Consider the following 25,225-nt stretch of genomic DNA (forward strand, 5'->3'; position numbering starts at 1 on the left):
TTTTAATCGAACTTAAGACCAATAGTAAATAAATTAAAAAAAATCATACAATCCACAGTAGAATTATGCAATCAGATTATGCAAAACAAGGAAAAACCTCAGCAATAGTAGCTTACATTACTATTATAGGAACTATCATTGCGTTTTTTATGAATAATGATACCAAAAACCAATTCGCCAGCTTCCATATCAGACAAGCGTTGGGTATTCATATTTCTTTTTATGTTATCGGGGCCTTGGTGACTTTTTTCGACTCATGGCCTATATCATTGGCATTTTATATTTTTATTTTTATCTTATGGATATTCGGCCTACTTACTGCTCTTAAAGAAGAACAGAAGCCAGTACCCTTTCTTGGTCCATACTTTCAGCAGTGGTTTACTTTTATTTCGTAAAAACTCTATGCTGTGCCGAGCTGTTCGACACGATAGTCACATATATCTACAATTAAAATAGAAAAACTAACTTCAGTACCCATAAAATACGATCATGCAGACAAAAAACCTATCCCTACATCATATTATAAGACAACCTGTAATTGCCAAAGAAAATTCTCCTGTTCTTTTTATGTTTCATGGTTATGGAAGCGACGAGAATGATTTGTTCTCTTTTGCACCCGAGCTTCCGGAAGAACTATGTATTATCTCGGTAAGAGCTCCTTATCCCATGCAGCCTTCTGGTAATGCCTGGTATGCTATTCATTTTGATGCGCCTGGTGGTAAATTTAGTGACGATGAGCAGGCTATTGTATCACGGGACAAAATCGCTAACTTTATTGACGAAGCAATTCAAGCATATACTCTCGATCCTGATAATGTAACTTTACTAGGATTTAGCCAGGGAACTATTTTAAGTTATGCAGTTGCTTTATCTTATCCAAAAAAAGTAAAGAACGTTATTGCTTTGAGTGGATATATTAATACCGATATTATGAAAGAGAAGCATGAAGATCAGGATTTTTCAACCCTACATATCTATTGCTCCCATGGTAACGTAGATCAGGTGATCCCGGTAGAATGGGCAAGACAAGCCCCAGTATATCTATCAAAACTAGGAATAAAAACAGAGCTTCATGAATTTCCTGTTGGTCATGGTGTAGCACCACAAAACTTTTATCAATTTAAAGAGTGGTTACGTCTTAAAATTTAACTGAGAAGTCATCCTGAATTCATTTCAGGATCTCATTACCTTTATTTTCAGTACATCGAGATGAGAAGTTGAAACAAGCCTGTGCTGAACTCGTTTTAGTATTCAGCTTGACGCAAACCGTTTAGGTTAAATTATTGATATTCATATAATTTTAATTGAATATCCGTAATGAAGAATAAGATATGACCGTCAACCTGAACTTGTTTCAGGTTTTCACTATAAATCGTTGTTTATAAGCATGATGAGATTCCGAAATAAATTCGGAATGACGTTAAAAAATTTCTTTATTACAAAAATAGATGTCCAATAATTTTATTATACGGCATCAAAAATTGATGTCTATCGTATGAGATTTTTCAGAATTCCAGATCAAACTGATATGTAACTGCTTATTGTTCTCGTTCCACGAAAAAGAATGATATTGACCAGCTAGCTTTGGCGCAGTTTCAATGTTATGGATTATCAATGTAATCTTACGGTCAATTGCTTTGTACTTTTTTCCTCTTTCTGCAGACAACGTAATAGATAGCTTTTTTGAAGACGCCTTACTTTTGAAATGCAACAATTCGTATTTTCCCTGTTCATAAGCATTTGGAGTGTTACCGTCATCATCATACACCATACCAGAGCTTTTTGCTACCGTATTATCGTGATAATAGTGCAATTGTAAAACTTTTGTATGGTAATCTTCTGTAGTTTGAACTGGAGCTACTGTAGGAATAAATGATCCGGCTTTAATGAAAACCGGAATATGATCTTTTACCACCGTTACCGTAGCAAAATTTCCTCCTTCATATTTCTTTCCCGTAAAAAAATCATACCAGTTCGTGTTTTTTGGAAAAGGAACATCGATAGCAACTATTTTGGGATTTAGAATTGGAGAAACTAAAAAATTATCTCCCCAATAATACGTATGCTTAACTTCGTATAGATCTTTGTTGTCTTGATCTTCAAAAAACAAGGGTCGCATTAATGGTAGCCCTAGTTGATTGTTTTGAAAGGCTAGCGTATAGGTATAAGGAAGTAAACTATATCGTAATTCTATACTTTTTCTGGCAAGTGCTTTTGTTTTTTGATCGTGAAAAACTGGCTCTGGAGCAATATGCTCTTGGGCATGTGGTCTAAAAATAGGTTGAAACACCCCATATTGCAACCATCGTATGTAGAGCTCGGGATCAAAAGTTTCTCCGCCGGCAAACCCGCCTAGATCAGAATGCATATATCCTAATCCCTGTATCCCCATCGATAATGCAATTTCTGGTTGGGATTGTAGCCCAGACCAACTTCTACTCACATCGCCAGACCAGGGAATCATACCAAACCGCTGAGAACCTGAATAGCCGGCACGCATTAAAATAAAAGGTCTCTGATCGGGAAAATCCCTTTGATATCCTTCGAAAATTAACCTGGCCCAGTCATGCCCATAACTATTATGAACCTCATCTGCAGTACCTGTAGCATGGCGTAGTTTTGATGGATGTACTTCAGGTTCGCCCAAATCTCCCCACCACCCGGCAATGTTGTACTCCTGAGTATAGGTTTTATAAATATCCCAAAACCACGTTTCACCTTTTGGGTCGTAGATATCAATAAGGCCAGTATGACCAAAGTAAAAGTCATAGGTGTACGGATTGCCTACAGAATCCTTTGCAAGTACATTTTGAGCTACAGCATCACTCCATTTTTTTGAAGTAGTTAAAACAAAAGGTTCTGTTATTAGTACTGTTTTTATACCCTGATCCTTGAGGTCATTAATCATTCTTTTAGGTGTTGGGAAGGAATCTGCCAAAAACTCCAAATTTCCCATGTGACCTTGGATGTCTTCACCGAACCAATAAATATCAAGTACCACAGCATCAAGTGGGATACTATCCTGTTTGAACTTCTTTACTGTTTTTCTAACTTCTTGTTCTGAATGATAGCCAAACCGACTTGCAAAATTTCCGAATACCCATCGCGGAGGTAAAGGCTGCTTACCGGTGAGATCGGTATACTCGTTCATCAAATCTTTCCAGTTGTCTCCCGCTATGACCTGATAGGTTTTTCTACCACTAATCGTTTCGTACTGTAAAGTTTGATCTCCCTTACTATCGATATCCAGGAATCCGATAGGTGCATTATCAAAATGAACGGCGTATATTTTTGAAGAGAGGATGAGCGGCATGCTGTAATTCATTAAATCGGCATGTGAAGAGTATCCATAGTGGGCTTTATTGTATAACTGAAGCTTTTGCCCTCTCCTGTTCATACCCACTACCCTGGCTCCTGCTCCATAAATTACTTCATCTTTATCTAATTTAAAATCTAAAATTTCTGTAGAATCCGTTTTAAAATACCCCTTGTTTTCAGAAATTAATGCTTTATTTTTATAAAAATAGTGTATTTGAAAAGGTTTTTTGGTGATACATACTACTATCCCTGCAGTAGCATAAGTTATTGTATGGCTATCTTCCTTAAGTTTTGCTTTTTTACTTTCAGAAGAAGTAACAGCATGAGATTTTTGATCGTACGTTTCACCCTTCGGAATAAAGGAGGTTTCCATTATTCGATCAGAATACGCTTTAATGATATACTTCCCATTATCCTTATACACTTCTAAATAACCATCTTTACGGGTAAATCCCTGGTAAGAACCTTCATACTTCTTCTTGCAGGAAACACAGGTTATCGCCGCAAGTAGTACAAAAAACAGATGAAAAAACTTGATATGCATAAGTAAATAACGGTTTGTTGATGATCAAAAGAAACCAAATATAAGGGAATACTCACAAAAGGTATCAAGAACCTGAGTCGATTGCTTGAAAATGTTAAACGCTCTACTCTAAGAACATAGTATACCTTAAGCGATTTTAATAGAATTATACTATTCAAATCGGCTAAAAATTATAATTACAAAAATTAATACAGATAACCTTTATCTAAACATTTGTTTAAAAAAGATAAACAATTCGGTAATATGATCCTCGTACTTTTGAGATGTCTTTAACCAAATTAATCCTAAACAAATTACACAATAATGAAAAATCACTACGCTTTTACTTCAATATTTAAATGTGCTTTACTTTTAAAGATACTCTTTCTAGGGATTTGTACGCCTTATTCAATATTGGCGCAAATAGCTCCTCATACCAAAAAAACTGAAAAAAACTATGAATTTGATATTCAACTAGATCAAACTTTACATACTAGTCTATACACAAAAGGAACTGGTAGGCCCTTTTTTAACTTTGGAGATGTTCTTGTCGCCAGAGCGGTCTTACCCGCAGACACATTCTCTGAAGGACCCACCTCGGGCCAATTCATCGGTTCTGGATACATTAATCAACAGCCGGTTCCTTTTTTAGATAAACAACCCGTACAGGGATTTTCTTCCGTTTTAAGCAATTACGATGGTACTTTTTGGGCGTTATCAGACAATGGCTACGGGAGTATCGAAAATTCTTCTGACTATCATCTGCGTGTGTATCATATCAAACCAAAGTTTAAAACGATTTTGGGTAAAGGGGATGGTACCATCGATGTATTAAATTTTATTGAATTAAAAGATCCCAACCGCTTGATTCCTTTTGCTATTGTTAATCATTTTAGTCGAGATCGCGTACTTACAGGCGCTGATTTTGATATAGAATCGATACAAAAAACTGAACATGGTGATTTATGGATAGGAGATGAATTTGGACCTTTTTTACTGCACTTTGATAAAAACGGTATATTATTAGATCCACCCATTGCTCTTCCAGATTTTGAAAATCCTGGGAAAGAATTACGTGCTCCACAAAATCCGTTTAACGAAGAGATTAGCGCATTACGAATAATGAATGCTATGCGCGCACATGCCAAAATGAATGGAAGCAAAAATCCGGTCATGTCTCCCTGGTTTGTAATGTTAGATGATGATAATGACGAGACCAATGTAGGTAGTCGTAGCAATCCCCCAGCAGGTTTACCACCAGCTTCTAGTGAGCTACATAACGTTTCTTCATTAAATAGAGCAGGACATCCTGTAGTTGTATATACGGTAAACGATCTAGAAAACATGAATCTTTTACTTCATCTGGGCGTTCAGGGGATCATCTCAGACCGACCTGATCTTTTATTGCAAGCTGTTCAAAATTTTGATAAAGATAATAACGGAAAACCTGATTTTATAGATAGTGATGGTCTTATAGACGTGACTCTTTTTGACGCCCAAGGTCATCGGGGAGCTCGAAACTTGAGACCCGAAAACACGCTCCCTTCTATGGAAGCTGCACTCGACTTTTTAATGCCAACTCTTGAAACCGATTGTGGAATCACACTAGATGGCATCCCTGTTCTTGATCATGATCCCCATATTGAAGCTGCCAAAACCAGAAAAGCAGATGGCACACCCTACGAATTTGAAGATGAGATCCTGGTAAAAAATGTAACCCTGGATCAAATACAAAATACATTTATTGCGGATAAAATACTTGAGGGCAGACCAGTACAATCTAACGATCGTTCTCTTTCTCCTGTATCGGTTGCATTTGCTAATCAATACAGATTAATAGATCCCTATGTAATGCCATCGCTACAGCAGGTATTTGATTTTGTAAATTTTTACGTAGCCTATTACAAAAACGGACCAGGAGCATCAGATCCCGATGCCAAGAAACGATGGATGAATGCTTCGAAGGTTCGTTTTAATATTGAAACTAAAATTAATCCCAGAACCGATACGGATGATCGCGGAGACATATTCGCCCAGAGAACCGTCGATCCGGAAACCTTTACCAAAGCAATTGCAGAAATTATTGTAGCAAACGACCTGACTGAAAGAGCAGACATACAAAGTTTTGATTTTAGAACCTTATTGATTGCTCATAAAAAGTATCCTGAAATTCGTACGGTTTGCCTATTTGGTGACTTCCCAAAAGTTGAGCAAGCAGGAGATGGTACTAATCTACAAGATCAAAATGGTCAAAATACTCCGTGGCTAGGTGGCTTATATTGGCCTTATCGAAGTACTGCAACGAGTACATCTTTTAGGGTTAGAGGTAGTGGTGGTTTTGAAGGTATGGCGCTATCAGCAGATAAAAAGAAATTGTTTCCCCTATTAGAAAAACCCTTAGTTGGTGCCAAAACAAAAAATCTGCTAGTACACGAATTTGACCTGGCGAATAAAGCATATAGTGGTAAAAAATTTCAGTATCCATTAGAAGATAGAGCCACAGCAATTGGGGATTTCGTCATGTTTAGCAATAAGCGAGGAGTAATTATTGAAAGAGATGGTACTCAGGGAGACCTAAACGGATTTAAGGCGATTTACGAAGTACAGCTAGAAGAAAATAAAGAATTGATAGAAAAAAGAAAGAATGTTGACCTACTGAATATCGAAGACTTTAGCAGAATTTCTTTACCAGGACTCGAAGGTGATGTGGGAATAGGAAGAAACTTTGCATTCCCATTTGTTACTATTGAGAGTGTGGTAGTACTTAATCCATTTTTAATAGGCGTTTTGAATGATAATAATTATCCATTTAGTGTAGGTAGACATGTAGGAACGGGGTTACCAGATGATAACGAATTCATAATGCTTTGGCTGGATCAACCCTTAGGAAGACCTTGGAAAAAAAGATATCAAAATGAGAAATCTATAGCAGATGATATCAAAATATATCCTAATACTTTTACAAACCATGTAACTTTTTCTAGTACTACGGCAAAAGAACATCAGATTTCAATCACTATATATGATATTGCAGGAAATATTATTAAAAAGTTAGTTGAAAACGATAAAAACTCCGGAAAGTTCAGTTATGTATGGAATGGTACGACAGAAAGCGGAATCGAAGTTAAAAAAGGGATCTATATTGCCGTGATTGATATGAATGGCGAATTCATCAAAAAGAAATTAGTAAAGCGATAAACCTGGATGGTGCATTAGAAAATCTATTACATACTCTTAAATAAAGTAAATCAGATTAACCAACTTTACAACTATTCTAAACAAAAAGAGACTATCTGGAAAAATTTCACTAATTATGCTAAGCAATACACGATCAATTCTTTGCTCATAGTATTGTAAAAATTTACTTCCCTAAGCCAGGCATAACATTTTTTCAGATAGTCTCTTCTCCTTATGAACTATAGATTTATTTCAATTGGTTGGCCAATAATTCTGCTACCAATTCGGCAGATGCAGGATTTTGTCCTGTGATTATCAATCCGTCTTCTACTGCATAGGGGCTCCAGTCTTCAGCTTTAGAGTATATACCATTATTTTTTTTAAGCATATCTTCTACCAAAAACGGAACTACATTAGTTAGTTCTACAGCAGCTTCTTCGGTATTGGTGAAGCCTGTAACTTTCTTTCCACTTACCAAAGGATCACCCTGAGCGTTTTTGGTATTCTTAAAAACTGCTGGTGCATGACATACGGCAGCAATGGGCTTACCATTTTTGTAAAACTTTTCTATTAAGTCGATTGATTTTTTATCTTCTGCAAGATCCCATAACGGGCCATGCCCACCAGGGTAGAATACAGCATCATAATTTGCTTCGCTTACATTATCCAACTTGATCGTATTCGCTAATAGTTTTTGGGTTGGTTGATCAGAATTAAATCCTTTGGTTGACGGGGTTTGGAAATCTGGCAACTCACTTTTTGGATCGATAGGTGGCTGTCCTCCTTTTGGTGAAGCCAAAGTAATATCAAATCCTTTGTCCTTCAAAATATAGTACGGAGTTGCAAATTCTTCTACCCAAAATCCCGTTTCTTTTCCTGTATTTCCTAGTTCTGAGTGGCTAGTTAGTACAAAAAGTACTTTCTTACTTGTTGTTACCTCTTCTTTACCTGTTGAAGTTTCTGGTTGAGTATTATTGCTCTTTTTTTGCTCTGCACAAGAGGCAAACGCAATAACAGCTAGCATTATAATTATGTTTTTCATATACATTAATTTTAGTTTTTAATGTATACAAAGTTAAAACATAGCGTTTGTAAAAAAATTGATCTATGGTAATAAGTAATACCTAAGTTCAATAATTACTCTATTGATTTTCAGAAACCTCATTTTGTTTCAGTCATTTTATGCGAGGTCGAGAGGTTATTTTTAAGTTCATTAACCAAGTCTCGACTGAGCCTGTCCTGAGTTCTGACGAAGGGCTCGATCAGACAGGCTAAAGTACTTGATTACTATTCAAAAAATAAGAATTAAATTCTGGTCAATAGTACTGTTACAACACTAAAAACCTACCTTTCTATGACTACACTAAGAAGCTATTTCTTTTCTTATTCTACTCAAACTTTCGGTAGTGATACCTAAATATGAAGCAATGTGATAATTTTTGATCTTCGCATTGATATCAGGATATGCTCTCATGAAATCGATATATCGCTCCTTTGCGGGTTTAGATAGATTGCCTAAAATTCTATTCTGAAAACTTGAAAATGATTTCTCTAATTTTTTTCTAAAATGCGTCTCTATTTTAGGAATAGTTTGATAGATTTCTTCAATATCCTCTTTATAAATTTTATACAGTTTGGCTGGCTGAATGCATTCTATAGTCAAAAGTGCTTCTTTCTGTTCAAAATACGCAGTGTAATCACTAATCCACCAGTCTTTTACGGCAAATTGTAATGTATGCTCTTTGCCTGCTACATCTATAAAAAAAGTTCGTAAGCACCCGTCTATCACATAGAATTGATGGGTCACTCTATCATGCATACGCAATACAATATCCCCCTTATCGACAGATATGCTTTCGAATTTGGATTGAATAAAATTAATTTCTTCTAAACTAAGCTGCTCTTCTTTAAAAATATGAGATGTGATTACGCTTTTGGTCACGATCTGGATGAGCGTTGAAAATTAATAAAATGTTTAATTTCGTGGATATAAGAATGACCTTTCGACTTCAAAATCCACAACACCATCTTCTCTAACCTCATAAGTAATAAAGAGTTCTCCCCAGTAGACTCCATCGGTAAAATCAGCAATAATCCATTTATGATTTAATAATCGTACTTTATTAATCGCCATATGACCCTCCATACCAGCATAAGGTACAATAGGGTTATCTTTTCCCGGTGCGTTTTCTCCTATAATCTTATCACTTATGGTTAGTGCCAATTTATTAGGATTATATCCCATTTCTTCAAAATAACTCGCAGCATCTTCATTACTTTCCAAAGAAAAATAGGTAAGATCCAAATTAATATCAACTAGAGAATCAATTTTTATCGCTGCCAGAGAGTCCTGAGATTTGAGCTGAAATTGAAGTTTTTCAATTTTGGCATCATAAGATTCCTTAGCCTTCTTCGCATTCATAAACTGAAAAAGCACGAATAAAGCGGTGAAAAGGAAGAGGTACATAAATATATTCTTTTTCATAGATTTTTTTTAGTATTTGAAATATTCTGGTCTATTTCACCTTTGAAATATTTTTCTAAGTATGACATGAACTTATATTGTAATTTTTAAATTATCGTAAGCAATAAAAACATGATCAGGTAGTGTTTTTTCGACTTCAGCATGAAAACCTAATAAATGACTAATATGAGTAAGATACGCTCTTTTAGGTTTTATTTCATCAATAAATTCGAGGGCTTCTTCTAAATTGAAATGAGAATGATGCGGTTCGATTCTCAAGGCATTGACCACCAAAACCTGAACTCCTAATAACTTCGACTTTTCTTCGTCTTCAACAGTTTTTACATCAGTTAAATAAGCAAAATCTTGAAATCTAAAACCAAAAACCTGCAATCGATTATGCATCGTATTTATAGGAATGACTTCTAAATTTCCGAGAATGAAAGGTGAATTTGTTAACTCATGTTCAATAACACTTGGGGCACCAGGATACTTGTTTTCTGATGAAAAAATATAGTCAAACCTTTTTCTTAGCGCTTTTAGTACTCTTTTATGGGCATACACTGGAATATCCCCCTGTCGGAAAAAAAACGGACGAATATCATCCATGCCCATCGTATGATCTGCGTGCTCATGGGTGAAAACGATCCCATCAATTCTAGACACTTGATTAGCGAGCATTTGCTGCCTAAAATCGGGGCCACAATCAATCACATAGGTAAATTCATTCCACGATATAAGTACCGACACCCGAAGTCGCTTATCTTTTGGGTCGTCACTTTGGCAAACAGGATGTTTGCTTCCTATAATGGGAACACCTTGTGAAGTACCCGTACCCAAAAATGTGATTTCCATAATAAATAGTTACATCACAAATGTAACTATATTTTCTTGTCAAAAAATACTTAGATTTCCTAATTATTTTAAAGATATGAAATGCATAGAGAAATTTACTTTCTTCCTTTTTTAATACTTACGGTATTAGTACCTTTACGGTTAACTACCTCGGGGCAAACCCACGAGGAATTCGTTGAAATCAATTTTTCAATTTCGAGGCAAGCTTAGGGTATTATACTCTTTGGCGGTGCCAATAAACAAAAAAAGCCCTTTTTACTATGCCTATTACGATAATGGGAGATAAAGAATTTGAATCTGTTCCCTCGATAAAGAGTAAAGCTTTACGTATTAATCTCAATCAGAACATCTACGGTACCTTTGCAGAAATTGGTGCAGGTCAGGAGACTGTTCGTAATTTTTTTAGAGCGGGCGGTGCCTCTGGAACCATTGCAAAGGCCATGAGCGCCTATGATAAAGATTTTAGTGATGCCATTTATGGCATAGAAAATGACAAACGCTATGTAACTGAAGCAAGGTTAAAAAAGATGCTTAAGCATGAGGTTAACCTGATAGAACAACGAATTTCAAGAGAAAAACATCCTAATAAACTATTTTTTAGTTACGCCAATACCGTTGCCACTATTGACTTTGCAAAAAAATACAAAGGTCATGGATGGGTGGGTATACGATATCAAACCGTTCCTAACGAAGCGTATAATGAAATTACACTGCATATTCGTTTTCATGAAAACGATGCGAAATTGCAACAAATGACATTGGGTATATTAGGTGTTAATCTCATCTACGGAGCGTATTACAAATATGACAATCCTAAAAAATTATTGCGATACTTATATGATCACTTAGATAAGGATCAAATAGAAATAGATACGATCAACTTTTCGGGTCCTAGATTTACCAAAGTTGATAATCGTTTAATGAGCTTACAACTGGTTAAAAATGGTATGACCGAAGCTGTAATGTTTGGTCCCGATGGCAATAATATTTTACCTGCTGCAATTTTATACAAAAAAAATATTCTGGCGCTTCGCGGAAGTTTTAGACCGGTGACCAAAGTAAATATGGATATTTACAAGTCGTCTCTTAATATGTTTTTAAATGAAAACAAAGTAAATAAGAACAAAACCGTTGTTATTTTTGAGATTACACTTTCGAATTTAAGAGCAGAAGGCGAAATAGATGAAGAGGACTTTATGGCGAGAGCAAGGCTTTTATGCTCTTTGGGACAAACTGTGATGATATCTAATTTTAAGGAATATTATCGAGTAGTCGAGTATTTCTCTAATTACACCAAAGAACGAATGGCGTTGGCTATGGGTGTAAACAACCTTGTCGATATTTTTGATGAAAAATACTACAGACATTTGAGTGGTGGTATTCTCGAAGCATTTGGAAAACTATTCTTTAAAGATCTGAAAGTATATTTGTATCCGCTACACGACCAGGAAACCGACGAAGTTACCAATAGTGATAATTTAAAGGTACACCCAAGAATGAAAGAGCTCTATAAATTCTTTAAATATAACGGTAAACTGGTTGATATTACCGATTACGATGCCAGCGTGATGGATATTTTTTCTAGAGAGGTTTTACAGAAAATTCAAGATGGGGAGACAGGATGGGAAGATCAATTACCAGAACTGGTACCCGAAATGATCAAAGAAAATAACTTTTTTGGATACAAAGCTCCCGAAGAAGAAACTGTTAAACGATAAAAGACAAATATTTACATATAAAAAGCTCGGGGTTCTTTAATTCCGAGCTTTTTTAGTAAGATCGTATTAGAATTTAATTCAAAATCCGTAATTCTAGATTTTCTTTATGATAACTTTTAAAATGCACAACATAGTACTTTACAAGATTTGCGCAGCATGATCTTTTGTCTTTACTTTTGAAATAACTTCAGAAATTACTCCATTTTCATCGATAACAAAAGTAGTTCTATGAATCCCATCATATTCTTTACCCATAAATTTTTTGGGTCCCCAAACACCAAAGGCCTCTATCACTTTTTTATCTTCGTCTGCTAGTAAAGGATAGGGTAAGTCGTACTTATTTTTAAAATTTTGTTGTCGTTTGGCACTGTCAGCACTCACACCTATAATCTCATATCCCTCTTTTTGAAATGTTTGATAATTATCCTTTAAATTACAAGCCTCGGCCGTGCAACCTGGTGTACTCGCCTTGGGATAGAAAAATATTACCAACTTCTTTCCTTTATAATCGCTCAAAGTAATTTTATTTCCATCCTGATCAAGGGCTTCAAAATTAGGAGCCTTATCTCCTTCTTTTAATGTTGTCATAGAACTGTAATTTATTTAAATTATATTTTGTTTAATTTTTATTATCAAAGGTAAAACAAAATAACTACTGCTCTATAAACTTTATATTTTTTTTGTAATTATATTTTGAGTGTTCGTAACATTACCATAAGGTTAAAAATCAATAATAGTATGTCACAATAAGCATAGTCAAGATGTATGTATCAACCCTCATTACGAAATTCTAATGCACAATCCCGGTCAAACAGACAATCCTAATTTTATTTAATACATTAGTGCAAAATTATTGAGGCTACATGACGAAACAAGAAAAAATAGATTTTACTATTAAAACGCTACAGGAATTGTACCCGAGTATCCCTGTTCCATTAGATCATAAAGATCCTTACACGTTATTGATTGCCGTATTAATGAGCGCTCAAAGTACCGACGTACGTGTTAATCAAATTACCCCGTTACTTTTTGAAAGAGCAGATAATCCTTATGCCATGGTGAAACTGTCTGTAGAAGAAATTCGAGAAATTATCAAACCTGTTGGTCTAAGTCCTATGAAATCTAAAGGCATTCATGGCTTGTCACAAATTCTAATCGACACCTATAATGGTGAGGTACCGCAAAGTTTTGAAGCTTTAGAATCCTTACCGGCGGTAGGACACAAAACGGCGAGTGTAGTCATGTCTCAAGCTTTTGGAGTTCCAGCATTTCCTGTTGATACGCACATTCACAGATTAATGTATCGCTGGGGATTTAGTAATGGAAAAAATGTTACGCAAACCGAAAAAGATGCCAAACGTCTATTTCCGAAGGAATTATGGAATGATTTACATCTTCAAATTATTTGGTATGGAAGAGAATATTCTCCGGCTCGAGGATGGAATCTTGATAAAGATGTTATCACCAAAACTATTGGTAGAAAAACGGTAATAAAAGCCTATGAAAAATCAAAAGGACCTATAAAAAAATAGGTCCTTATTTTAAGTTTAGTTTAAAATCGTCTCAAACGTTAAGCTTTGATATTTTGTAACTTTCAACGATTTTGAATAGTTGAGAAGAAAATCTATTGTTCTTCTACTTGGTACCGAATGTTGTTCTTCTTTGTGTGAAGATTTAAAGTAAAATTTTGCCATATTAATAATCTTATAATTTTGATTGTTATAAGATAATAACGGCATAAATTATTTATTATTATACTTTTGTGTTATTAATTTGTTAAAACTATGTTATTCTTTTCAATTACCTTTCGAAGATTAATAAGCGCGTAACGCATTCTACCCAGAGCTGTATTGATACTTACTCCAGTTTTATCAGATATTTCTTTAAAACTCATATCTCTATACATTCGCATGATAAGTACTTCTCTTTGATCATCTGGTAACTCTTGAATCAAATTACGTAGATCTTCTTCAACTTGATCTTTAATAATTCGTCGTTCTGCATTTAAGTTTCCATCACTTATTACTGAAAAAATACTAAATTCACCATTATCTTCAAATTTTGGCATACGATTTCCTTTTCTAAAGTGATCAATCACCAAATTGTGAGCAATACGCATAACCCAAGGAAGAAATTTTCCTTCTTCGTTATACTTTCCGTTTTTCAACGTACGAATTACTTTAATAAAGGTATCTTGAAATATATCTTCTGATACATCTCTATCAAATACTTTCGAATAAATAAAACTATAAATACGTTGTTTGTGTCGTTCGATGAGAACAGATAAAGCACTTTCGTCTCCTTTAATGTAGTTATTTACCAAAACAGCGTCTGCAACAGTGTAATCTTTCATACCTTATACTTAATTTTAGTACCAACAAGCTTGGGGCTCGGGCTATGTTAAACTTAAAAAGTAAAGGTATGCTATAGGCGTTACTGTTTAATTGGTTTGATTTCGAGGGGCTAATATAATAACTATCATTTAAAAACAAACATTTTTTTGTTAATTTTTTTAACTATACTTTCATTATCAATAGATTATCAAACTTATTTTGTAATTATTATCTTTACGCTCTTACCGCATTATGACCATGATTCAAGATATTACTGCACTAGATTCTAAGAAGAATATTATCATAAAAGGCGCCAAGCTTCACAATCTCAAAAACTTGGATGCTGTTATCCCTCGAAACAAATTAATTGTGATCACAGGATTATCGGGATCTGGAAAATCCAGTTTGGCATTTGATACCCTGTATGCCGAGGGACAACGAAGATATGTTGAGAGTCTGTCTTCATATGCCAGACAGTTTTTGGGTCGACTTAACAAACCTAAGGTTGACTTTATTAAAGGTATAGCACCTGCGATAGCAATAGAACAAAAGGTGAATTCTACCAATCCCAGATCGACTGTGGGTACAACGACAGAAATCTATGACTATTTGAAGCTTCTTTTTGCCAGGATTGGAAAAACATACTCTCCAATTTCTGGAAATCAAGTTAAAAAAGATAGGGTAACTGATGTGATCGAGTACATAAAATCTTTTGAAGAGGGAGAAAAACTACTGTTACTCTCACCAATTTTCGTTGAAAAGGGTCGTACGATTGAAGGAAAATTACAAGTATTACAACAACAGGGTTTTGCCCGTATCAAAGTAAACGATACGATCTTAAGGATCGAAGAAGCTGTTATAAAGAAGACAGATACCCCGTACCTGGTTATAGATCGTATCATTAAAAGAGATGACGAAGATTTTTATAATCGTTTGGCCGATGCTGCCGATGCTGCTTTTTTCGAGGGCAAAGGAACCTGTTTCATAGAAACGCTAAAGACGGGTAAGCAACGTCAGTTTAGTAATAAATTCGAGCTAGACGGCATAACGTTTTTAGAACCGAATGTACATCTCTTCAGTTTTAATAATCCTTATGGAGCTTGTCCCGTATGCGAAGGTTACGGTGATGTTATTGGTATTGACGCAGACCTGGTGATTCCTAACACGGCTTTAAGTATTTATGAAGGCGCAGTTTTTCCCTGGAAAGGCGATAGTATGGGATGGTACAAAGACCAACTCGTGAATAATGCCTACAAATTTGATTTCCCTATCCATAAACCGTATTTTGAACTTTCAGAGGAACAAAAAGAACTGTTATGGGCAGGAAATGGTTTTTTCACCGGAATTGACAGTTTTTTTAAAGAATTAGAATCCAAAGCCTATAAAATTCAGAACCGGGTAATGCTTTCTCGATATCGCGGTAAAACTAAATGTACCAGCTGTAAAGGAAAACGATTGCGAAAAGAAGCGAACTATGTAAAAATCAACGAGGCTACACTTACAGATCTGGTTGAGAAACCGCTTAATGATTTAGCTGAATTTTTTAAGAACCTCAAACTTTCTGAATACGATGCAAAAATCGCAAAAAGATTGTTAAAAGAAATTACCAGTAGACTGCAATTTTTACAAAATGTGGGATTGGACTATTTAACGCTCAATCGTAAATCAAATACGTTGTCTGGTGGAGAATCACAACGAATAAACCTAGCAACTTCACTAGGAAGTAGCTTGGTAGGTTCTATGTATATTTTGGATGAGCCTAGCATAGGACTGCATCCAAAGGATACAGAAAAACTAATAAAAGTACTAGAATCCTTACGCGATTTGGGGAATACAGTCATTGTCGTAGAACATGATGAAGATATTATGAAAGCTGCCGATGAAATTATCGATATAGGCCCCGAAGCTGGGACACTAGGCGGGCATGTAGTTGCCACAGGAACTTACGAAGAAATATTAAAAGCTGAATCGCTTACCGCAAAATATCTTAATGGTGAGCTGGCCATAAAAATTCCAGAAATTAGAAGAACTTCATCCTATTATCTCAACATTATAGGTGCTCGCGAAAATAACCTGAACAATATTGATGTTAAGATTCCTCTAGGAGTTTTCACGGCTATAACTGGTGTTTCGGGTAGTGGAAAAAGTACATTGGTCAAAAAAATCATATATCCGTCAGTAGTTAAAAAACTGGGAGGATACGGCGAAAAAGCAGGACAATTTACTGAACTTAAAGGAAAGTACAGCAATATAAAGCACGTTGAATTTGTAGATCAAAACCCCATTGGAAGATCTTCGCGATCTAATCCCGTAACGTATATTAAGGCGTACGACGATATACGAAGTCTTTTTGCTAATCAAAAACTTTCAAGTATTCGCAACTATAAATCGAAGCATTTTTCATTTAATGTAGATGGTGGTCGCTGCGAAACTTGCAAAGGTGAAGGAGAAGTTACCATAGAGATGCAATTTATGGCAGATGTACATCTAGAATGTGAAACCTGTGGTGGCAAACGTTTTAAGAAAGATGTACTTGAGGTTACATTTCATGATAAGAATATTCATGACATACTAACCATGACAATTGATAATGCTATTGATTTCTTTACCTTACATCATCAAACTAAGATTAGAAAAAAATTACAACCCTTACAGGATGTTGGTTTGGGATATGTACAGCTAGGACAAAGCTCTTCTACCCTTTCTGGTGGCGAGGCACAACGAATAAAGCTTGCTTCTTTCTTGGTAAAGGGAAATACAAAAGACAAAGCACTATTTATTTTTGATGAGCCTACTACCGGACTTCATTTTCATGATATACAAAAACTGTTGACATCTTTTAATGAACTTATTGATAAAGGGCACTCTATTGTAGTTATCGAACATAACTTAGATTTAATCAAATGTGCAGATCACGTTATAGATCTTGGTCCAGAAGGTGGCAAACAAGGAGGAAATATTGTTGCTGAAGGCACTCCGGAAGAAGTTGCAAACCATAAAAATTCGTATACCGGGAACTATTTGAAAGAAAAAATAACCACGAAATAAGTATAATGGAACTATGAGTAAAATTCAAAAATTACTCGAAACTTGTTTCTCAAATATGTTATAGAATAATTTAATATTGGGGTTGCTATAACAACCCCAATTCGTTTATGATATTTATTCACAAAAATTGGAATAAAACCATTCAGTTGCATCATAATCATCTGCTCCTAGAATTCTTTCCATACGAGATCCGTATTCCCAAGCATCATCCGCACAAGATCCTGCTTTTACAGCAAATTTGTCTTTTCTTTTTAATACGGTCACACCTTCAATTTTTAAAACACTTTTTAACATAATTTAAAAATAAATAAATTCTCCTTACTCTTTAAAGGATTTTCAGGTTCCTCCTTACTTATAATATACATGTATACTTTAATAAAACGAGCAAATCTATATCGATAGTAGTTTAATGGATTCAAATTAAACGAATAACGTAATTGAGATGGTTCAACTTCATTCTCAAATATGCATCTCAAAAAATTTTGAAATTTACGTATTGATCTTCTTGAGTACATAACTCGAAATTGAGATAAATAGTACAAATCATGAATGCTATGTTTCATAAAGTAGAAATCTATTCAAATTTAGGTACATTAATTTTAGATTAAGCGTTGTAGTAGACTATTTTCGGGCAACCTTGCGGGGATAACAAATTCATAGTTAATTGATTTTCAATTTTTTAAATTTATGGCACGCTGCTTGATATTGATAAAGAGAACATCAGAAACATGTTTTATGTTTCTTCTAAATCACGTATTATGAAAAATGTTGTTTTACTTGTTACAGGCTTATTATTAGCAACTTTTATCACAAGTGCATCTACCCTAAATGCAGAAAACTCTACTCGTTATTTTAATAACGGAAGGTCCTTTATTTTTACTGAAGGAGGTATTGATTTTTCAGTATTTGCAGATGGGCAGTTTGACTTTTATCTTAATGGTAGAAGAAATGGTGTACACATAGGAGTTAATGCTCCTGGGGTAAACATCAGTTTTAATTCAGGATATAATTATGATCCTTTTGTTCAGTATGATGATTATGGAGCTGTTGTACAAATAGAAAATGTTCCTATTTTTTATGATCATTTTGGAAGAATTATACAAGCAGGTGATGTTTTTATTAGTTATAATCGATGGGGTCGAGTAGCTAGAGTTGGTGGATTATATGTTCACTATAACAATTACGGACACTTTATTAATTATACTGGTTTTATCAATCCTGTTAATAGATATTATGTATATAGACCTTTTCATACCTATTTTACAGTACCAGTGGTAAGCAGATGTATTGTATATAATAGACCATATCGTCGATTCTATAATCCATATAGATGCTCATATACTGTATTTAGAAATAATTATTACAATGGATATTATCAGCGCCCCTATAGAAGTAGGCATTATTTTAGACCCAATCAAAGAGTAACTAATTTTAATAGAGGGTACAGAGTTTCTAACGCAAGAGCTTTACACTATAGAACCAGAGATCATAGAACACAAATGTATAAAAGAAATGATCGTAACTATGCTACCATGACTCGAAGTAGGTCATCTTCAAATATGTACGGAGCCAGAAGTACTTCAAGAAGCAGATCTAATGGTGCTTATAAGAGCAATGGTACTCGAAATAATACGGTAAGCACTACTAGAAGCGTAACGAGATCACGTTCGGCAACGCCAACTACAAGAACAAGAACGACTAGTAGAACTGTTCAGTCTAAAGGAAGAGTACAAAACAGTAGCAGAAGTACCTCAACAAGACAAAAAGCACCTAGTTCACAACGCTCTGGCAATAGAGTAACCAGTAGATCTAAGAGTCCTAGTAGTATAAACTACAGCAGAAATTCAAGTACTACGAGACCAAAGCAAAGAACGCAAAGTTCGCAAAGAAGCAGAAATACTGTAGCTAATAGATCATCTAATAGTGTGAAACCTAAAAGTACCAGTAGAACCCGTTCTGGAAACGTAACGAAACGTTCGAGCACGAATCGATATAGCACAAATAAAGCAAGAACTTCTTCAAGAGCAACTGTGAGTAAACAAAGAGGTAGTTCTTCTAGAGGGTATTCAAGCTCAACTAGTACAAGATCGAGTAATAATCGTGCACGCAGCGCAAGAAGCAGAAGTTAATAACAATAGATAGAATTTATTTTTGGTTGGTTAGTTGGAAAATCCCCTTGAGAAGATGTTTAGACACCTCGGGGGATTTTCTTTATCATAGTATACATTACAATTAAAAAGTCATATCTATAAAGCGGGTTGGATAGTATTCTTTTACTTTCGCCTGTCTTGTATAGCGGAGTCGAGGGCTGATTGTTGATTACGAATACCTTCCAGATTCCTACTTAAGTTTATTTACCGCTTAAGATCGATTTGGCTATAGTATTAATTTCGGGTGAGATTCTTAGAAAATATATTACCGCAATATAGAGACCAATAATAAGACCACTTTTTAAGGTGATACTTACTAGAGGATGAAAGCTAAAATTCCAAAAATAAAATCCGAAGGTGAAAACAAAAAGTAGAAGCACCACTAAAAGTGTTTTTTTGGAAAATGGATGTATACCAAATTTTGAATACACAATCCATAATTTTAGAACATTATAAAGAATCACCGCAGCAAAAGTAGCTATAGCTGCTCCTGTAACACCATACCATTGAATGCAGAGAACATTTAAAACTACTGATAGAACCACCATTCCTACCCCTATATACAACACGATACGATAGTACTCTGAATTGTAAAGGATAGCGTTGTTATTTCCGATAAGATTTTCAACTAATTTCGTAACTCCGATAAGAACAACAACCCAAATAAATAATTCATACTCATCGGGAATTATCTCGAACAATGTCGTTACATTACACACCACGAGTACAAATAGCATCCCACTTAATATAAATAGGTTTATTGAACTTTTTTTATACAGGTTTTTTAATTGATCAAATGATTTTTCATTAAGTAATTGAGCGGTTAGCGGATATGTTATTTGGTGCATCGCTCGCGAAGGGATGATGATCACACTTGCCATGTATGCGCATACACCATATTTGGCTACATTTTCTATGGGAAGAAACGCCTCGATCATTACTTTGTCTAAATCTAGTAATATAGAAGCTACAGATCCTGCTATTACAATTAAAAAAGTGTACTTAAATACAGCTACATAATTATTGGGCAAGGATAGCTTTAGAACAAAACTATGCAAACTGAATGCGTAGATTTTCATAATAAGGGTTCTTAAAACATACAGTATGACCAAACTGTATATGAATTGATTTACAGATAACACCTCATAATACAAAAGAAGCAATAGTATACTAATACCTGCTCTTAAAAACACTTCTTTCATAATATTCCCGAAAACGCTTTTGAGTTTTACTTTTGATAATGAAAAAAACACCTCAAAATAAGTGACAGCAAATGCTAATACAAAAATTGTCCAAACATACGGAGCTTCAATTTCATTATCGGCACTAACTAGCGTTAAAATCGAAGTATAAAATAAGAGTCCGATCCCTCCTAGTAGTATTGAAAATAAAAAGGGTAACACCAACATTTGGGTTAAGAACTTATCTTGTTGATTTTTATCAGTATACGAAGAAAAAAATTTAACCAGCGTATTATGAGTTCCAAACGCCATTAAGGGCCAAATCAAATTTGAAGCTGAAATCAAATACGTAACCAAACCATAATGCTGCTCATCCATAAAATTGGTAAATAGGAATAACGTATTTACAGCACCTATTCCAAAACCTAAACACGTAATAATAACGTTTCGTATTGACTGATTTGCTACAATTCCCATAACAGAGACATTTGTTGAAGACAATTTTTCAATTTCAAGGTAAGCCTCAGGGTATCATATACTCTTTGGCGATACCAATCATATAATTTTTGATGACTTAATTTGCTGGCTATCAAATAACTCAAACACTCCTAATAATTTCACACATATGCTTAGTTAATGCTCTCCTACTAAACTTTTCTATTCCCTGAATTTCGGTGTGCAATCTTTCTTCCTGAAAATATGTAAAGTAATGTAGTATTTTGTCTTTTATACGAGTGTACTCTTGATATTCAAAAAAACAACCCGCATTTGTTTCTTTGATTAACCTGGCAATATCTGCATCTTTTGGCCCTAGGGCTAAGATAGGTCTTTTGGCTGCCATATATTCAAATAATTTCCCCGGAATTATACATTTCGTGGCAGCACTATCAATTTCGATGAGTAAAAGAACCTGAGAACTTCTTTGTATTTGTAGTGCTTCTCTATGCGAAACATAGCCTTTAAGGTCAAGAAAACTATGTAATCCTGCTTCTTTGATCGAAGAAATTACATCATCACTTACCGCACCTACCAATTGTAATGTAAATGCGTTGGCAAAGGATTCATTTTCCTGTGTTAATTCATTTAGTGCTTTCCATAAATTTTTAGGATCTCGACCAGAGAGCAGAGAACCAATATGAGATATGGTAAACTTTGAATCTAGTTGTTTTATTGGCACCCCTTCTTCGTCATATCCATTGGTCACAACGGTGATAGGACGATGAGTAAGCTCTAGAAATTCTTTTTTTGTGGTATAGCTAGTCACCACAATATGATCTGCTGAATACAGGACTTGCTTCTCTAAGTTTTTATGTTTTTGTGCTGACTTTTTAGTTAGTTTCAATTTATTGTGATACCCAATAGTTGTCCATGGATCTCTAAAATCGGTAATCCACTTGATATTCAACTCTTTTTTAAGGTGCATGCCGATTAAATGCACACTATGGGGCGGACCTGTTGTAATCACCAGATCTACAGGGTGCTGCAAAAGATACGTTTTCAAATACGTTACCGAGGGTTTGACCCAATATTTGCGAGCATCGGGTATAAAGAAATTACCTCGAATATATAATAAAAGTTTTTGAATCCAAGACTGTTTTGCCTTACCTGCAATAATGCCTTTACTGATCGTTCTAGTGTCTTTCTTTGAAAAAACTTCAGCAACCTTGTAAGGTTCAAATATGGGTTGTTTAAGTACTGTTATTCCCTCCGGAATTTTATCTGTAAAGGAATCATCTTTTAAAGCATAAGTCGGGTTCTCTGGAACATATACGATGGGCTCTATACCAAATTCTCGAAAGTACTTTACAAAAGCCAACCACCGTTGTACCCCGGGACCACCTGCAGGAGGCCAATAGTATGTAATGATTAGCACTTTCAAAATAATGACTACTTCTCTTTGTTTGGTAAAAATAGTACTCCGTTATTCTTTCTGTATTGATAAAATAGCCCTGCGACGATCAGTAGTAATAAAAAAATAGAGCTGGTAAGTGTAATCATACTACCAGTTTGCACAACTTTGGGCTCAAATTTAAACTCAATCGTATGTTTTCCTTGTGGGACTACCAGACCTCGAAGCATGTAATTCACCGGATAAATGCGCTGTTCTTTATTGTCAATATAAGCCTTCCAACCATCTGCATAATACGTCTCAGCAAAAACCACAAAACCGGGTCGAGCGGCATACACATTATACGCCAGGTGGTCTGGAGTGGTTTTAGAGATGGCAATCGTCGAAATACTGTCTTTCTGTACATCAAGCTGTCCGATTTCGTTTTTATAGTCTTTTCGAATTACTGCAGTTTGCTTTGATTTTATATCCTTTAAAGCTTCAAATTCTGATGTATAATCATCAACATATAGAATATCTTCTACAAACCAGGCAGGACCATTGGCAGCAGGATTTATTTGTGCTTCGAGGTTTCCTTCTTTATTACGTTGTATAATATACTTCACGTTAAGCATGTTTAGTACTTCAAGATTGCCCTTGGCTACATGCCCAAAATAAACATCTTCCATTTTTCTAGGTCGAACTGCAGTATATCCGTTGATCGAATTAAAAAAATAGTTGGTATGTGAATTATTAAAACCTCGTGCCTGATCTAATACTCTGTAATACGAATCATCTTTCATAATTTGAAGATCAACCTTTGTGGGTTGAAAAAATGTTCTATATTTTCTTTTAGAAATAAAACCGTCTTCATTTACACTTCGCCTATCGACCGATACTAAATCCAGCAAAATTAATACGGCAACACCTATCAGTGTAACATTTTCAGAAAGTTTCTTCTTAAGTAGCAACCATAATACCCCTCCTAGTAACACTATATATATCAGCGACCTGAGGCTATCACGTTTTAAAAGGGTGATGCGATCTTCTTTAATGGCATCAAAAATCATAGGCTGTTCTATTTCTAGCTGAATTTCTGAAGGTGATTTAAAACTAAACAAACTGCCTCCAAATAGAAGAAACAATAAACATAGGCCTGCAAAAACACCAAAAGAAATCAAGAACTTTTTCTTTTTTTCATCAAATGTAATGTCCTTACTCATTATTTTATATAGCCCAAAAACAGCAGCAATAGGCACCACCAACTCCAAAATAACCTGAATACTTGATACTGCTCTAAATTTATTGTATAAAGGTACATAGTCGATAAAAAAACGAGTAAAAAACTCAAAATTTTTCCCCCAACTCAATATTAAAGACAAAATAATTCCGCCTAATAACCACCATCGAAGCCTGCCCCGCACTAATAATAACCCCAGTAACGCCAAAAATACTACGGTAATTCCTAAATATGGAGGAGCTTCTACAAAAGGTTGTGCTCCCCAGTACAAAGGTGTACCTTGAGCGTAATAATTCGCTTGTTCTGGCGATTGACCAAGTGAAATTAATTTTTGATAAAATGCAGAGTCGTTGCCTAGATCAGATGCTCTGCCCACCCCCATTAACTTAGGGATAAATAGATTTAAAGATTCCAATTTTCCGTAGCTATATTCTGTGATGTAGTCATAGCCTAAGCCATCTTTTTCTGAGGCTCGAGTCGTTTCATCAGCCAAATAATTTTTACCGCGAATACTGGTATCTACATATTCTGAAGTCGAAAGTAGTGTTGTGGCATTTGTTGCCAGTCCTAACATAACGGCTGCGATTAGAAATCCGACGGATTTAAAAAAATGAGATAGTTCTTTCTTCTTATAAGCGTCAATAAGATAACAAACGCCTAAAACAAAAACCAAAAGCCCTAGATAATAAGTCATTTGATAGTGATTAGCCTGTATTTCTAATCCCATAGCTAATGCCGTAAGTATTGATCCCCACAAATATCGTTTCTGAAACACCATAATAATCCCTGCAATAACTAATGGAAAATAAGCAATCGCATGCGCTTTTGAGTTATGACCAACACCAATTATAATAATTAAATACGTCGAAAATCCAAACGCCAAAGCTCCAATAACACCTAGTTTCCAGGGTATTCGCATCACTAACATGAGCACATAAAAACTCATTAAATATAAAAACAAGTAATCAGCAGGTCTAGGTAAAAACCGAATGAGTCGATCCAGTTTATCCATATAATCATGAGGAAATCTGGCCCCTATTTGATAAGTTGGCATACCTCCAAAAGCAGCATTGTTCCAATAGGTTTCTTTACCTGTTTTTTCTCTGTACTCATTCTGTTGTTTTGCCATGCTTTCATAAAGTTTGATATCATTCTGATACAAAACTTTACCGCTTAATACAGGATTAAAATACAAGAGCGAAATAATGATAAAGCCCAATATAACGAATAGGTGAGGTAAGAATCTTTTTACTAAAGACATGAATAGTGTGCATTTACTTAATGAGGCGGCAAATTAAAAAATATAAGTAACTTCTTTACAAATCCTGAAAAATTTTTAAATGATAACTTCTGAACTTATTAGGACTAAGCAGGGCTATGTTACACTAGT

The 25,225-nt window shown here is 35.0% G+C and carries 18 protein-coding genes; 7 read left to right on the plus strand and 11 right to left on the minus strand.

The annotated features are described in order from the left end of the window. The first annotated feature begins 65 nt into the window (after positions 1 to 65). Together J8281_RS11050 and J8281_RS11055 are read left to right on the plus strand one after the other, a co-directional pair. On the plus strand, positions 66 to 395 hold the full coding sequence (locus tag J8281_RS11050; protein WP_210197684.1) for a DUF4870 domain-containing protein: 330 nt from the start codon (positions 66 to 68) through the stop codon (positions 393 to 395). A 94-nt stretch (positions 396 to 489) separates the two neighbouring features. Next, positions 490 to 1,149 (plus strand): alpha/beta hydrolase, encoded by a 660-nt coding sequence (locus J8281_RS11055; RefSeq protein WP_210197685.1) that lies wholly within the window; start codon positions 490 to 492, stop codon positions 1,147 to 1,149. A 325-nt stretch (positions 1,150 to 1,474) separates the two neighbouring features. On the opposite strand, the gene J8281_RS11060 is transcribed toward J8281_RS11055, so the two are convergent. After that, positions 1,475 to 3,862 carry a TIM-barrel domain-containing protein gene (locus tag J8281_RS11060; protein ID WP_210197686.1) on the minus strand — a complete coding sequence of 796 codons (2,388 nt, stop codon included), beginning with the start codon at positions 3,860 to 3,862 and terminating at the stop codon, positions 1,475 to 1,477. Between the two features lie 303 nt (positions 3,863 to 4,165). On the opposite strand from J8281_RS11060, the gene J8281_RS11065 reads away from it, so the two are divergent. Beyond that, positions 4,166 to 7,039 carry an esterase-like activity of phytase family protein gene (locus J8281_RS11065; protein WP_210197687.1) on the plus strand — a complete coding sequence of 958 codons (2,874 nt, stop codon included), beginning with the start codon at positions 4,166 to 4,168 and terminating at the stop codon, positions 7,037 to 7,039. A gap of 226 nt (positions 7,040 to 7,265) precedes the next feature. Here J8281_RS11065 and J8281_RS11070 read toward each other — a convergent pair whose 3' ends face one another. The 4 genes from J8281_RS11070 to J8281_RS11085 all read right to left on the minus strand — a co-directional run bounded on the left by J8281_RS11070 (position 7,266) and on the right by J8281_RS11085 (position 10,337). Continuing rightward, positions 7,266 to 8,060 (minus strand): type 1 glutamine amidotransferase domain-containing protein, encoded by a 795-nt coding sequence (locus J8281_RS11070; protein ID WP_210197688.1) that lies wholly within the window; start codon positions 8,058 to 8,060, stop codon positions 7,266 to 7,268. Between the two features lie 321 nt (positions 8,061 to 8,381). Further along, the gene (locus J8281_RS11075; protein WP_371812602.1) at positions 8,382 to 8,960 is read right to left on the minus strand and encodes a Crp/Fnr family transcriptional regulator; all 579 of its coding nucleotides are present in this window, start codon (positions 8,958 to 8,960) and stop codon (positions 8,382 to 8,384) included. Positions 8,961 to 8,993: 33 nt separating this feature from the next. Next, on the minus strand, positions 8,994 to 9,503 hold the full coding sequence (locus J8281_RS11080) for a hypothetical protein (RefSeq protein ID WP_210197689.1): 510 nt from the start codon (positions 9,501 to 9,503) through the stop codon (positions 8,994 to 8,996). A 72-nt stretch (positions 9,504 to 9,575) separates the two neighbouring features. Beyond that, a complete protein-coding gene (locus J8281_RS11085) occupies positions 9,576 to 10,337 on the minus strand; it encodes an MBL fold metallo-hydrolase (RefSeq protein ID WP_210197690.1) in 762 nt (253 codons plus the stop codon). A 260-nt stretch (positions 10,338 to 10,597) separates the two neighbouring features. Here J8281_RS11085 and J8281_RS11090 point away from each other — a divergent pair, with 260 nt between their 5' ends. Next, positions 10,598 to 12,055 carry a TonB-dependent receptor gene (locus J8281_RS11090; protein WP_210197691.1) on the plus strand — a complete coding sequence of 486 codons (1,458 nt, stop codon included), beginning with the start codon at positions 10,598 to 10,600 and terminating at the stop codon, positions 12,053 to 12,055. Positions 12,056 to 12,193: 138 nt separating this feature from the next. Here the strand turns inward: J8281_RS11090 and bcp are convergent, their stop codons facing one another. Continuing rightward, positions 12,194 to 12,643 carry a thioredoxin-dependent thiol peroxidase gene (gene bcp, locus J8281_RS11095; protein WP_210197692.1) on the minus strand — a complete coding sequence of 150 codons (450 nt, stop codon included), beginning with the start codon at positions 12,641 to 12,643 and terminating at the stop codon, positions 12,194 to 12,196. A 275-nt stretch (positions 12,644 to 12,918) separates the two neighbouring features. Here bcp and nth point away from each other — a divergent pair, with 275 nt between their 5' ends. Continuing rightward, positions 12,919 to 13,587 (plus strand): endonuclease III, encoded by a 669-nt coding sequence (gene nth / locus J8281_RS11100; protein WP_210197693.1) that lies wholly within the window; start codon positions 12,919 to 12,921, stop codon positions 13,585 to 13,587. Between the two features lie 236 nt (positions 13,588 to 13,823). Here the strand turns inward: nth and J8281_RS11105 are convergent, their stop codons facing one another. Then, complete coding sequence (locus J8281_RS11105) at positions 13,824 to 14,408, minus strand: RNA polymerase sigma factor (RefSeq protein WP_210197694.1); 585 nt, start codon at positions 14,406 to 14,408, stop codon at positions 13,824 to 13,826. Positions 14,409 to 14,646: 238 nt separating this feature from the next. On the opposite strand from J8281_RS11105, the gene uvrA reads away from it, so the two are divergent. Further along, positions 14,647 to 17,436: an excinuclease ABC subunit UvrA gene (gene uvrA, locus J8281_RS11110; RefSeq protein ID WP_210197695.1), complete on the plus strand. Its 2,790-nt coding sequence runs from the start codon at positions 14,647 to 14,649 to the stop codon at positions 17,434 to 17,436. Positions 17,437 to 17,550: 114 nt separating this feature from the next. On the opposite strand, the gene J8281_RS11115 is transcribed toward uvrA, so the two are convergent. Further along, positions 17,551 to 17,730, minus strand: a complete 180-nt coding sequence (locus J8281_RS11115; protein ID WP_210197696.1) for a hypothetical protein — start codon at positions 17,728 to 17,730, stop codon at positions 17,551 to 17,553. A gap of 464 nt (positions 17,731 to 18,194) precedes the next feature. On the opposite strand from J8281_RS11115, the gene J8281_RS11120 reads away from it, so the two are divergent. Then, entirely contained in the window at positions 18,195 to 19,565 is a 1,371-nt protein-coding gene (locus tag J8281_RS11120; RefSeq protein ID WP_210197697.1) for a hypothetical protein, read from the plus strand. 221 nt (positions 19,566 to 19,786) lie between these two features. Here the strand turns inward: J8281_RS11120 and J8281_RS11125 are convergent, their stop codons facing one another. The 3 genes from J8281_RS11125 to J8281_RS11135 form a co-directional block, all read right to left on the minus strand. After that, entirely contained in the window at positions 19,787 to 21,244 is a 1,458-nt protein-coding gene (locus J8281_RS11125) for a lipopolysaccharide biosynthesis protein (RefSeq protein ID WP_210197698.1), read from the minus strand. Between the two features lie 121 nt (positions 21,245 to 21,365). Continuing rightward, complete coding sequence (locus J8281_RS11130; RefSeq protein WP_371812607.1) at positions 21,366 to 22,640, minus strand: glycosyltransferase family 4 protein; 1,275 nt, start codon at positions 22,638 to 22,640, stop codon at positions 21,366 to 21,368. Between the two features lie 14 nt (positions 22,641 to 22,654). Further along, positions 22,655 to 24,964, minus strand: a complete 2,310-nt coding sequence (locus J8281_RS11135) for a YfhO family protein (protein ID WP_371812603.1) — start codon at positions 24,962 to 24,964, stop codon at positions 22,655 to 22,657. Positions 24,965 to 25,225 lie beyond the last annotated feature (261 nt).

It is taken from the genome of Aquimarina sp. U1-2 (assembly GCF_017897595.1).
Classification (GTDB): Bacteria; Bacteroidota; Bacteroidia; order Flavobacteriales; family Flavobacteriaceae; genus Aquimarina.